12 protein-coding genes are annotated in these 12,085 nt (G+C 69.0%); 3 read left to right on the top strand and 9 right to left on the bottom strand.

The window, feature by feature from the left end; genetic code table 11:
• The first annotated feature begins 1 nt into the window (after position 1).
• The 3 genes from holA to BM175_RS16980 all read left to right on the top strand — a co-directional run bounded on the left by holA (position 2) and on the right by BM175_RS16980 (position 2,819).
• The gene (gene holA / locus BM175_RS16990) at positions 2–1,048 is read left to right on the top strand and encodes a DNA polymerase III subunit delta (RefSeq protein WP_090965120.1); all 1,047 of its coding nucleotides are present in this window, start codon (positions 2–4) and stop codon (positions 1,046–1,048) included.
• A gap of 155 nt (positions 1,049–1,203) precedes the next feature.
• Complete coding sequence (locus BM175_RS16985) at positions 1,204–2,247, top strand: aldo/keto reductase (protein ID WP_090965119.1); 1,044 nt, start codon at positions 1,204–1,206, stop codon at positions 2,245–2,247.
• 167 nt (positions 2,248–2,414) lie between these two features.
• The gene (locus BM175_RS16980; RefSeq protein ID WP_090965117.1) at positions 2,415–2,819 is read left to right on the top strand and encodes a lysozyme inhibitor LprI family protein; all 405 of its coding nucleotides are present in this window, start codon (positions 2,415–2,417) and stop codon (positions 2,817–2,819) included.
• A gap of 6 nt (positions 2,820–2,825) precedes the next feature.
• Here the strand turns inward: BM175_RS16980 and BM175_RS16975 are convergent, their stop codons facing one another.
• The 9 genes from BM175_RS16975 to hemJ form a co-directional block, all read right to left on the bottom strand.
• The gene (locus BM175_RS16975; RefSeq protein ID WP_090965115.1) at positions 2,826–3,800 is read right to left on the bottom strand and encodes a ParB/RepB/Spo0J family partition protein; all 975 of its coding nucleotides are present in this window, start codon (positions 3,798–3,800) and stop codon (positions 2,826–2,828) included.
• Positions 3,801–3,867: 67 nt separating this feature from the next.
• The gene (locus tag BM175_RS16970; protein ID WP_425285287.1) at positions 3,868–4,653 is read right to left on the bottom strand and encodes a ParA family protein; all 786 of its coding nucleotides are present in this window, start codon (positions 4,651–4,653) and stop codon (positions 3,868–3,870) included.
• Between the two features lie 87 nt (positions 4,654–4,740).
• Positions 4,741–5,403, bottom strand: a complete 663-nt coding sequence (rsmG, locus tag BM175_RS16965; RefSeq protein WP_090965111.1) for a 16S rRNA (guanine(527)-N(7))-methyltransferase RsmG — start codon at positions 5,401–5,403, stop codon at positions 4,741–4,743.
• 61 nt (positions 5,404–5,464) lie between these two features.
• Positions 5,465–7,333 (bottom strand): tRNA uridine-5-carboxymethylaminomethyl(34) synthesis enzyme MnmG, encoded by a 1,869-nt coding sequence (gene mnmG, locus BM175_RS16960; protein ID WP_090965110.1) that lies wholly within the window; start codon positions 7,331–7,333, stop codon positions 5,465–5,467.
• Between the two features lie 129 nt (positions 7,334–7,462).
• The gene (mnmE, locus tag BM175_RS16955; protein WP_090965108.1) at positions 7,463–8,773 is read right to left on the bottom strand and encodes a tRNA uridine-5-carboxymethylaminomethyl(34) synthesis GTPase MnmE; all 1,311 of its coding nucleotides are present in this window, start codon (positions 8,771–8,773) and stop codon (positions 7,463–7,465) included.
• Positions 8,770–9,255 carry a YbaK/EbsC family protein gene (locus BM175_RS16950; protein ID WP_090965106.1) on the bottom strand — a complete coding sequence of 162 codons (486 nt, stop codon included), beginning with the start codon at positions 9,253–9,255 and terminating at the stop codon, positions 8,770–8,772. The genes mnmE and BM175_RS16950 overlap by 4 nt, the downstream gene beginning before the upstream one ends.
• 123 nt (positions 9,256–9,378) lie before the next feature.
• Complete coding sequence (gene rho / locus BM175_RS16945) at positions 9,379–10,644, bottom strand: transcription termination factor Rho (RefSeq protein ID WP_055885966.1); 1,266 nt, start codon at positions 10,642–10,644, stop codon at positions 9,379–9,381.
• Positions 10,645–10,848: 204 nt separating this feature from the next.
• Positions 10,849–11,397, bottom strand: coding sequence for a gluconokinase (locus BM175_RS16940; RefSeq protein WP_342029290.1), 549 nt, complete (start codon positions 11,395–11,397; stop codon positions 10,849–10,851).
• Positions 11,398–11,464: 67 nt separating this feature from the next.
• Complete coding sequence (gene hemJ, locus BM175_RS16935; protein ID WP_090965103.1) at positions 11,465–11,992, bottom strand: protoporphyrinogen oxidase HemJ; 528 nt, start codon at positions 11,990–11,992, stop codon at positions 11,465–11,467.
• Positions 11,993–12,085: the final 93 nt, after the last annotated feature.

The following is a 12,085-nucleotide window of genomic DNA, read 5'->3' as shown; positions in this document are numbered from 1 at the left end:
CTTGGCGCAGAAGAAGGCGCACGAGGTCGACGCCTTCCTGTCGCGACCCGACACCTCGTTTCCCGTTCTCCTCCTCTACGGGCCCGACCCCGGCCTCGTGTCGGAGCGGGCCGAGACGGTGGTGAAGCACTCCGGCGTGCCCGCGAACGACCCTTTCTCGCATGTCGTCCTGCAGGCCGACGACCTCGAACGCGACATCGGTCGCCTGTTCGACGAAGCGCGTACGGTCTCGCTCTTCGGCGGTCGCCGTCTCCTGCGGATCAAGGGCGCGGGCAACGGCCGGAACCTTGCCGACGCGGTGGCCGACCTTGCCGCCGATCCGCCGGCCGACTGCACCATCCTAATCGAGGCGGGAGACCTCAAGAAGAGCGCGCCCCTGCGCACGCAGGTCGAGCGCGGCCGCGCCGCCATGGCGCTGCCCTGCTACCAGGACGAGGACAAGGCGCTCGACCGAATGATCGACGAGGAACTGGCGGCGGCCGGCCTGTCGATGGACCGCGCGACGCGCGAGATGCTGCGCGCCCGGCTCGGCGCCGACCGGCTCGCCTCGCGCGGCGAGGTGCGAAAGCTCTGCCTCTATGCCCTCGGCAAGGGACAGATCCACGAGGAGGACATCGAGGCGATCGTCGGCGACGTGTCGGCGGAGACCGTCGACGAAGCGGTGGATGCGGCGGCCAGCGGCGAGGTCCGGCGGCTGCCCGAACTCATCGGGCGCCTTGTCTCCTCGGGTACCTCGACCTTCCAGCTGCACGGCGCGCTCCTGCGCTTCTTTCAAGGTTTGCAAGTGATGCGCGGCGAGGTGGAGACGAAGGGCACCCCGGTCTCGGCCGTGGTGGAACGGCGTCGCCCGCACTTTCGCCGCCGTCCCGCGATGGAGGCCGCGCTCGGCGCCTGGGACGGATCGGGGATCGCTGCCGTCCTCCGCCGTCTCGAGCACGACATCCTCCTGTCGCGGCGCGAGGGCGCGCTCGCGGTCACCATCATGCGGCGCAGCCTGATCGAGATCGGCGTCGAAGCCGCGCGGCGACGCGCCCGCGCGCGCCGCTGAGAGGCTCTCGGCGGTTCATCGGCCGATCTAAGCGCGTCTACGCGCAAAAGATTTCATCGGACTGCAAATCCGGCAACCTCTCCCGCGTCGAATATGCTCTAACAGGCGGACGGACGGGCCGGGAGGATCGGCTCGGGACTTGGGGGAGGATGACAATGGAATACCGCACGCTCGGGCGATCGGGACTGAAGGTCTCGGCGCTCACCATGGGCACCATGACGTTCGGCGGGGCCGGCGTCTTCGGCAGCGTCGGCTCGACCGGCACCGACGAGGCGAGGGGGCTGATCCATCTCTGCCTCGACGCCGGCATCAATCTCATCGACACCGCCAACATGTATTCCAACGGCCTGTCGGAGGAGATCATCGGCGAGGTCCTCGGGGCTAAGCGCCCGAACGACGTGCTCCTCGCCTCAAAGGTCCGGATGCGCATCGGCGAGGGACCGAACGACGAAGGCCTGTCGCGCCATCACGTCATCCGCGAATGCGAGCGCTCGCTGAAGCGCCTGAGGACCGACGTCATCGACATCTACTACTGCCACGAATGGGACGGCACCACGCCGCTCGAAGAGACGACCGCCGCGCTCGACACGCTCGTGACACAGGGCAAGATCCGCTACATCGGCTGCTCCAACTACTCGGCGTGGCAGGTGATGAAGGGGCTCGGCATTTCCGACCTCCACCATCACCCGCGCTTCATCACCCAGCAGATCCACTACACGCTGGAAGCGCGCGAGGCCGAGTACGAGCTCCTGCCGCTCTCGGTCGACCAGGGCCTCGGCGTCCTCGTCTGGAGCCCGCTTGCCGGCGGCCTCCTGTCGGGCAAGCATCGGCGCGGCGCCTCGGCGGAGGGCTCGCGCCTCACCGCCGGCTGGACCGAGCCGCCGATCCGCGACGAGGATCGCCTGTGGCGCATCGTCGATGTCCTCGTCGAGATCGGGGAGGGCAGGGGGGTCTCGGCCGCGCAGGTCGCGCTGGCGTGGCTTCTCGGCCGCCCTGCCGTCGCCTCGCTGGTGATCGGTGGTCGCCGCGAGGACCAGTTCCGCGACAACATCGCCGCCGCCTCGCTGAAGCTCACCGACGACGAGCGCCAGCGCCTCGACGCAGTCAGCCGCCCGCCGGTGCTCTATCCCTACTGGCACCAGTACAACACGGCGCGCGACCGCTTCGGCCCCGCCGACCGGGTGATCGACCACGGCTGACGGGACGGGACGGGGCGCCGGCTCGACCGGCGCCCGCTCTCCGGCAGGATGGTCCTGTCGCGGGAACTGCGTCGTTCGGTGCGGTCGCAGATCACGAACCGCGGCATCTTGCCCGCGCCGCGCCGTCGCGGCATCGTCACGTCCGCCTCATTCGATACAGGACAACGATGCGACTCGCCCTGACCGCCGCCACGCTCTTCGCTCTCGCGCTTCCGGCCATGGCCGAGGAGATCGATTGCACGGACCCGCAGACCCAGACCGACATGACGCTGTGCGCTCAGGCCGATCTCGACACGGCCGACGAGACGCTGAACGCGCTCTACGCGAAGGTCCGCGAGCGGCTGAAGGGGGAGGACCAGCGTCTGACGGCTCTGCGCGACGCGCAGCGGGCGTGGATCGCCTACCGCGACAGCGAATGCGCCTTCCGTTCGTCCGCCGTTGACGGCGGCAGCGCGCAGCCGATGGTCGAGGCCCAGTGCAAGAGCGAGAAGACCGCGCGCCGCAGCGCCGATCTCCAGGACTATCTCGACTGCGAGGAGGGCGACATGGCCTGCCCGCTTCCGGCCGAGTAAGCCGGCTTACAGAATGCGGATGCGCGGGCCGCCGTCGCCGTCCTTCCGTTCGCCCGCCTGAAGCAGGCGACAGACCGTGTCGAGCTGGTCGAGGTCGCGGAACGTCAGCTGCAGCGTGCCGCCCTGTCCCGCCATCTCGATCGACACCGGCAAGCCGAGCGTCTCGGACAGAAGATCGGCGAGCGCCCGCGCGTCCGAGGCCTGGGGCGCGGCGGGGGCCACCGGCGTGCGGCGGCGCGGCGCGGGCTTCGAGGCCTGGGGGGCGTCCGGCCCGCGCGCCAGACTTTCGGCCTCGCGCACGCTCAATCCCTCGTCGACGATGCGCCAGGCAAAGGCTTCCGGGTCGTCCTGCGCCACCGCGGTGCGCGCGGCACCCGCCGAGAGTTCGCCCCGCTGCACCATGTCCTTGACGCTGTCAGGGAGCTTCAGGAGGCGCAGCGTGTTGGCGACATGGCTGCGGCTCTTGCCGACGACATCGGCGAGATCGGCCTGCGTGTAGCCGTGTTCGGCGATCAGCATCTCGTAGCCGAGCGCCTCCTCGATCGGGTCGAGGTCGGCGCGTTGGACGTTCTCGATGATCGCGATCTCGAGCGACTGCCGGTCGGAAATCTCGCGCAGGACGACCGGGACATCCTTCAGCGCCGCGGCCTTGGCGGCGCGCCAGCGGCGCTCGCCGGCCACGATCTCGAAACCGCCGGCACCCTCGACCCGGCGCACCAGGATCGGCTGCACCACGCCGTGCTGGCGGACCGATGCCGTCAGTTCCTCGAGTTCGGTCTCGTCGAAGTGGCGGCGCGGGTTCTTCGGGTTGGGCCGGAGTTCCGAGGGCGCGACGCGCCGCTCGCCGACCTGGGCTTCGCGCGCCATCGCGGGTCCCGGAAACGCACTGCCCGCCCGCGAGGGGAGGGTCGAGGAGGCCGAACCGCCGATCAGCGACGCGAGCCCGCGTCCCAGCCTTTGGCGTCCCTTGTCCTCGGTCATGCGGGGTCTCCTGGTTCAGATACGGGGGCGTCTTGCCCGAAATCGATGGGTCGGCGAACCGAACGGGTCAGGCGGCGGCGAGATCACGCTCGCGCTGGATGACCTCGGAGGCCAGGCGGATATAGGCCTGGCTGCCCGGGCACTTCATGTCGTAGAGGATCGCCGGCTTGCCGAAGCTCGGCGCTTCCGAGACGCGCACGTTGCGCGGGATGATCGTCTCGTAGACGTGGTCACCCATGTAGGAGCGAACGTCGCGCACCACTTGGCTCGCGAGATTGTTGCGCCCGTCGAACATGGTGAGCACGATCCCATGGAGGGAGAGTGCGGGGTTCAGGGTGTCGCGCACCTGCTCCACCGTTTCCAGAAGCTGACTGAGCCCTTCCAGCGCGAAGAACTCGCACTGGAGCGGCACGAGGATCGCGTCGGCCGCGGCCATCGCGTTCACGGTCAGAAGGTTTAGCGAGGGCGGGCAGTCGACCAGCACGAAATCGAAGCGCGCGGTCTCCTCGACATGGAAATGCAGCGCGTCGCGCAGGCGATAGGCGCGGCTCGCCGCGGTCGAAATCTCCATCTCGACGCCGAGAAGATCGAGCGTCGACGGGATGACCCAGAGGTTCGGGACGGCCGTCTCCATCGCCGCGTCGGTGACCGACGCGCTTTCGACCAGCACGTCATAGGACGACACCGCGCGGTCCTCCCGGTCGATGCCGAGGCCCGTCGAGGCGTTGCCCTGCGGATCGAGGTCGATCATGAGCGTGCGCTTGCCGATGGCGGCCAGCGCCGTCGCCAGGTTGATGGCGGTCGTCGTCTTGCCGACGCCGCCCTTCTGGTTCGCAACCGTGATGACCCGCATGCGCGGGACGGAAAGCGTGTCCATCGTGTCAACTCCACCCGGGTCTGGCCAAGCCGGGTCCATGCCTTCGGTTGCGGGTCGCGATCCCTAGCGGGCCGCCAGGCGCTCGAGGGAGCAGATCTCCAGGAGCACCGAGCCGTCTTCGACCGGCGAGGCATGCTTTACCATGTCGAAACGCCAATGGGCAGCGGCTTGCGCGATCTCGCTCTCGTGCGCGCGTCCTTTGAGGAACCAATAGACGGTATCGGGCCGCGTATGAGGCGCGACGAGCGCGAAGAGGTCGTCGAGCGAGGCGAGCGCGCGGGCGCTGATCGCCTCGACGCCGGCGAGCACCGAACCGCAATCCTCGATCCGCTCGGCGTGGACGGTCGCGGGAAGCGCAAGCTCGCGCGCCACCGTACGCAGGAACGCCGCCTTCTTGGCGTTGCTCTCGACGAGATGCACCTCGCCGCCCTCGCGCTCGGCCATGAGGATGGCGAGGATGAGCCCCGGCAGCCCGGCGCCCGAGCCGAGATCGGCCCAGCGCAAGATGCCCCTGGCGCGTTCGCCGAGCACCAGCCCGTCCTCAACGTGCCGGGTCCAGATTTCCGGGATCGTCGCCGGCGAGACAAGATTGATGCTCTTCTGCCAGGTCCGCAGCAGCGCGACATAGGCGTCGAGCCGTTCGCCTGTTTCACGTGAAACAGCGTGCCGCGACAGGACGAGCGCGCGCTCCTCGGCAAGCTTCGCTTCCGTCGCGGCCTTGCCCATCCGGGGCTTCGGCGGTGGACGCTTCGGCTCCGCGGGTTTGCGGGGCGGCGGGCCCCGGCGGTCACGCGGCGCGGGCAAGGTCTTGCTTTCGAAGAGCGACAAGAAGGAGCGCAAGCGCCGTCGGCGTCATGCCGTCGATGCGCTCGGCCTCGGCAAGGCTCGTCGGTCGGCGCTCGACCAGCTTCTGACGAAGCTCGTTCGACAGGCCCCTGATCCCTGCGAAATCGAACCCCGCCGGAAAGACCTTGGCCTCGTCGCGCTTCAGTTGCAACTGGTCGCGGCGCTGACGATCGAGATAGACGTCGTAGCCGGCCTCGATCTCGATCCGGTCACGAACCGACCCTTGGATCGCCTGGAGCTCCGGCCAGACCCTGGTGAGGTCGTCGAAGCCGATATCGGCATGCGAGAGAAGCACCCAGGCCGAGCGGGTGCGCCCGTCCTGGTTGACCGGCAGACCCTTGCGGGCCGCCTCGCTGCTCGTCAGCGTCAAAGCTTCCAGCGTGGCGCGCGCGGCGCCGAGCGCCGCCTCGCTGGCCTCGAACGCCGCACGGCGTTCGCTGTCGGCCAGTCCCCATTCCATGCCGAGTGGGGTCAGGCGGCGGTCGGCATTGTCGGCGCGCAGGCTCAGGCGAAACTCGGCGCGACTCGTGAACATGCGATAGGGCTCGGTGACGCCGGTGCGCGTCAGGTCGTCCACCATCACGCCGAGATAGGCGTCGGCGCGATCGATGACGACGGGCTCCGCCCCGCCGGCGCGCCGCGCCGCGTTGAGACCCGCCAGCAACCCCTGCGCAGCAGCTTCCTCGTATCCGGTGGTGCCGTTGATCTGACCGGCGAGAAACAGGCCGGGCACGGCTCGAACTTCCAGTGCCCGCGTCAGCTCGCGCGGGTCTACATGGTCGTATTCGATGGCATAGCCGGGTTTCAGGATCTCGACCTTTTCCAACCCCGGCAGCGAGCGCAGGAACGCCGCCTGCACATCCGCCGGAAGCGAGGTCGACAGGCCGTTGGGATAGACGGTCGCATCGTCGAGACCTTCCGGCTCGAGAAAGACCTGATGGCCGTCACGGTCGCCGAACTTGACGATCTTGTCCTCGATCGACGGGCAGTAGCGCGGGCCGACGCCCTCGATCTCGCCGGAATAGAGCGCCGAGCGATGGAGGTTGTCGCGGATGATGCGGTGCGTGTCCGGCGTCGTGCGGGTGATGCCGCAGTCGATCTGCGGGTTCGCGATTTCGGTGGTCAGGTAGGAGAACGGGTAGGGCTCGGCGTCCGGGCCCTGCCGGTCGAGCGAGGCCCAGTCGACCGTCGTGCCATCGAGCCGCGCGGGCGTGCCCGTCTTCAGGCGGCCGAGGCGAAGACCCAGGCGGCGCAGCGTGGCGGAGAGGCCGAGCGACGGCTTCTCACCGACGCGTCCGGCCGGGATCTTCTCGGTGCCGATATGGATGAGCCCGTTGAGAAAGGTGCCGGTGGTCAGCACCGCCGCGCCGCAGGCGATCCGGCGGCCATCGTCGAGGACCACGGCCGCAACGCGCCCGGCCGTATCGAACTCGAGATCGAAGGCGTCGCCCTCGACGACGGAGAGCCCGTCCTGCGCCCGCACCGCGGCCTGGACGGCCGCCTTGTAGAGCTTGCGGTCGGCCTGCGTGCGCGGGCCACGGACGGCCGGTCCCTTGCGCCGGTTGAGAAGGCGAAACTGGATGCCGCCGCGGTCGGCCGCCCGGCCCATCACACCGCCGAGCGCATCGATCTCGCGCACGAGATGACCCTTGCCGATCCCGCCGATCGCCGGATTGCAGCTCATCGCGCCCACGGTCTCGAAGGCATGCGTCAGAAGGATCGTCGCCGCGCCCGTGCGCGCGGCGGCGCAGGCCGCCTCGACGCCCGCATGGCCGCCGCCGATCACCACGACGTCGGCGGAAACATTCATTGGTTTCTCTGTCATGGGATGGGTTAAGCCGCAGCGAACCGAGACTGTCAATCGAGGCCGATCAGGCCGCACCCGCCAGCCGAGCCACAAGCCGCCTGGCCTGTGCGTTATCCACTCGCCCGTCCAGCCTCACTTACCAATGCAGAATTCGCCGAAGATCACGCCGAGAAGGTCCTCGACCCCGGTGCGGCCGGTGAGACTTCCGAGGCGATCGGCGGCAAGGCGCAGCGTTTCGGCGGCAACCTCGGGCGGCTGGTGCTCGGGATCGTAGGCCTCCAGCCATTCCAGCGTGCCGGCGATGATCTCGCGGTGGCGCAGGCGCGTCGGCACGACCTCGCTGGGATTGCCGGCCTTGTCACGCGCGGCCGCGGTAATCCGATTAAGAAGCGCGCCGATCCCCCGTCCGTCGCGCACGGACACCGCGAGATCGAAGTTTGCCGGCAAACCTTGCGGGGCGAGGTCGATCTTGGTGCGAACATGAATTACCGGCGCGCGGTTCTCTAATGCTGCGTTTTCCCCGTCCGGCGCGACGAGATGGAGCACCAGATCGGCTTCGTCCAGCGCCCGGCGCGCGCGCTCGACGCCGATCGCCTCGACGACGTCGCCGGTCTCGCGCAGGCCCGCGGTGTCCGACAGGCGCACGGGGATGCCGGCGAGATCCAGCCGCACCTCGATGACGTCACGCGTCGTGCCGGGGATCGCCGAGACGATCGCGACGTCCCGCTCGGCCAGCGCATTGAGGAGGCTGGACTTGCCGGCATTCGGCGCCCCCGCGATCACGACGTGGAAGCCGTCGCGCCAGATCTCGCCGCGCCGTGCGCCGGAGAGGCTATCGCGCATCTCGGCGGCGAGGCGCCGCACCTCGGCGGAGACGCCTGCCGACACGTCGTCCGCGACGTCGCCCTCGTCGGAGAAGTCGAACGCCGCTTCGATCAGCGCCCGCGCCCGCAGGAGCCGCCGCATCCAGCTATCGGCGAGCTGGCGCATGCCGCCTTCGGCCTGGGCGAGCGCCTGCGCGCGTTGGCCCTCGGTCTCGGCGGCGAGGAGATCGGCGAGCCCTTCCGCTTCCGTCAGGTCGATCCGGCCGTTCTCGAAGGCACGGCGGGTGAACTCGCCGGCCTCGGCAAGACGGACGCCGGGCAGGGCGCAGAGCGCGGCGAGCATCGCGCTAGCGACCGCGCGTCCGCCATGGACGTGGAACTCGGCGAGGTCCTCACCCGAGACCGAGCCCGGTGCCGGGAAGAACAGGAGGAGCCCGCGATCGATCGGCGCGCCCGTGCCGTCGCGAAAGGTGCGCAAGGAGGCCCGGCGCGGCTCCGGCACGCCGCCGGCGATCCGCTCCATCGCCAGCCGCGCCTGCCGCCCGCTGACCCGCAGCACCGCGATGCCCGCCGGCAGGGCGCCGGAGGAGAGGGCGGCGATCGTGTCATCAAAGCTCACCGGACGGCGATCACGTCGGCGTCGCAGGCGATGCGAAGCGCGTCCGGCACGGTCTCGAAGACATGGAAGGGCGTGCCTGCCGCCGCCCAGACGAAGGGGAAGGCCAGGAGGTCGCGGTCCATGAAGGTGCGCAAGGGGCGCGGGGCGCCGAGCGGCGCGACGCCACCGATCGCAAAGCCGGTCGCCTCCCGCACGAAGTCGGCGTCCGCCCGGCCGAGCGCTTCGCCAACGACTTGCGCGACCGCCTTCTCGTCCACCCGGTTGGCCCCGGACACGAGAAGGAGATAGGGCTCGCCCGTCTCCTTGCCGCGGAACACGAGGCTTTTCACGATCTGCCCGACGGCGACCGAGACGGCGCTCGCCGCTTCCTCCGCGGTGCGCGCGATGGTCTCGGTTTCCACGACGCGGATGGGCAGACTTTTGGCGAGCGCCGCGATCTCCACGCGCCGCACGGCATCGGGTCGGGTCGGACGATCGGACATGGCGGCGCGGCCTCGGGCTGGTGGCGTCGTCTCCGGCTCTAGCGCATCACGGCGCGCGATCCCACGAAAAAGGCCGCCGTGTCGCCACGGCGGCCCTTCGATGTGCGCTCGGCCTGGAAGGCCTTACGTATTCATCGAGTCGAAGAAGTCGGTGTTCGACTTCGTCTGCTTCAGCTTGTCGTTGAGGAACTCGATCGCGTCGGTCGTGCCCATGGGCGCGAGGATGCGGCGCAGGACGAAGATCTTCTGCAGGTCCTGGCGCGGCACGAGGAGGTCCTCCTTGCGCGTGCCGGACTTGAGGATGTCCATCGCCGGGAAGATGCGCTTGTCGGCGACCTTGCGGTCGAGCACGAGCTCGGAATTGCCGGTGCCCTTGAACTCCTCGAAGATCACCTCGTCCATGCGCGAGCCGGTGTCGATGAGGGCCGTCGCGATGATCGTCAGCGAGCCGCCTTCCTCGATGTTGCGCGCGGCGCCGAAGAAGCGCTTGGGGCGCTGGAGGGCGTTGGCGTCGACACCGCCGGTCAGGACCTTGCCGGAGGACGGGACCACCGTGTTGTAGGCGCGGCCGAGGCGGGTGATCGAGTCGAGAAGAATGACGACGTCGCGCCCGTGCTCGACGAGGCGCTTGGCCTTCTCGATCACCATTTCGGCGACCTGCACGTGGCGCGTCGCCGGCTCGTCGAAGGTGGAGGAGACGACCTCGCCCTTCACCGAGCGCTGCATGTCGGTGACTTCCTCGGGGCGCTCGTCGATGAGCAGCACGATGAGGTAGCATTCCGGGTGGTTGGCGGTGATCGAGTGCGCGATGTTCTGCAGGAGCACCGTCTTGCCGGTGCGCGGCGGGGCGACGATCAGCGCGCGCTGGCCCTTGCCGAGCGGGGCGACGAGATCGATGACGCGGGCCGAGAGGTCCTTCTTGGTGGAGTCCGCGAACTCCATCTTGAAGCGCTCGTTCGGGTAGAGCGGCGTCAGGTTGTCGAAGTGGCTCTTGTGCTTGATCTTCTCCGGGTCGTCGAAGTTGATCGTGTTGACCTTCATGAGCGCGAAGTAGCGCTCGCCGTCCTTTGGGCTTCGGATCGTGCCCTCGACCGTGTCGCCGGTCTTCAGCGAGAAGCGGCGCAGCTGGGACGGCGAGATGTAGATGTCGTCCGGGCCGGGCAGGTAGTTGGCCTCCGGCGAGCGCAGGAAGCCGAAGCCGTCCTGCAGCACCTCGACCACGCCCTCTCCGATGATCTCGACGTCCTGCGCGGCGAGGCGCTTCAGGATGGCGAAGAGGAGTTCCTGCTTGCGCAGGACGGAGGCGTTCTCGACCTCGTTCTCCTCCGCAAAGGCGACGAGCTCGGCGGCGTTCTTGTTCTTGAGGTCCTGGAGTTTGATCTCGGACATGTCAAAAGGGCTCCAACCCCATCCGGACCTTCGAAGGGTCGCGCGGCACGGGGGCGTCAACGATCGGGGAAAGGGTCAGGCCGGAACGAGGATGGACATGTTCGGCTGAAAGGGCGGGATCGCAGGCATGGCTGCGTCGCGCCGGAGGCGGGATAGGCGTTCAGTCTATAATGCCGCAGGCGCGCCAGCGCAAGCGGGCTTCGCTCAGCCGCCGATCGACACCACGGGTGCGAGGGACAGCTGGCGCAGCGCATCGTCCACCACACCCTCCGGCGCCGCCTCGACCGACACGCGCACACCGTCCTCGTCCGGCTGCAGCGGCTCAAAGTCGGCATATTGCGAGGCGAGCAGCGAGGGCGGCATGTAGTGTCCCTTGCGCTTCTCCATGCGCTCGCGGATCAGCGCCTCGTCGCCCGTCAGCTCCACGAAGCGCACTCGCGCCGCCGCCCCGCGCAACACGTCGCGATAGCGCCGCTTCAGGGCCGAGCAGGTGATCACGGTGGAACGACCGGCCGCCGCCTCGCTCGACACCCAGTCGCGGATCGCGACCAGCCAAGGCGCTCGGTCCTCGTCGTTCAGGGGGATGCCGGCCGACATCTTCTCGATATTGGCTTTCGGGTGAAACTCGTCGGCCTCGGCGAAGCGCCAGCCGAGTCTCGTCGCCAGCCCCTTGGCCGTGGTCGTCTTGCCGGTGCCCGACGGACCCATGACGACGAGGCAGACGGGGCGGTCGGAGGCTGGGGCTACGGACAAGGGGACGGTTCCGGGGACGAAGGATCCGCATTAGATCGCATGGCCGTCGCCAAAGGCAAGGCGTCGATCAGAAGGGCTTCACCACCACGAGGATCACGATCACAACCATGAGGAGCGCCGGCACCTCGTTCATGATCCGCCAATGCCGGCTCGACCTGGTGATCTCGTCGCGCTCCAGCCGCTTGCGCGAGGCCGACAGGTAGCCGTGGACGCCCGACAGGAGCACCACGAAGAGGAGCTTGGCATGCAGCCAGCCGCCCCGGAACTGGAACACCTCGATCGCCAGCCACAGGCCCGCCACCCAGGTCACGACCATCGCCGGGTTGATGATGCCGCGCATCAGGCGCCGCTCCATCACCTTGAACGTCTCGGCCTCGCGCGATCCCGCCCCCGCCTCCGTGTGGTAGACGAAGAGGCGCGGCAGATACAGCATCCCCGCCATCCACGAGATCACCGCGAGGATGTGCAGGCTCTTCACCCAAAGCTGCGCCTCGAGCGGCACCAGCCCGAACAGGAGGACCGCCAGCACCACCCCGCCGGCCAGCGCGTAGAGCAGCGAACGGTCCTTCGCGACGGGCTTGGGCGAAACGGTCATGGCATCCTCCGGCAGGGCTCCCCGCCTGCCTAGTCGAGAACCGCGCCGAACGGAAGCGGCGGGGTGAAGACGGGGGCGCTGCCCCCGACCCCG

This window comes from Aureimonas phyllosphaerae, from assembly GCF_900113065.1.
GTDB classification, from domain to species: domain Bacteria; phylum Pseudomonadota; class Alphaproteobacteria; order Rhizobiales; family Rhizobiaceae; genus Aureimonas; species Aureimonas phyllosphaerae.
Note: the sequence above shows the minus strand (reverse complement) of the source record. Positions and strands in the feature narration are given on the sequence as shown.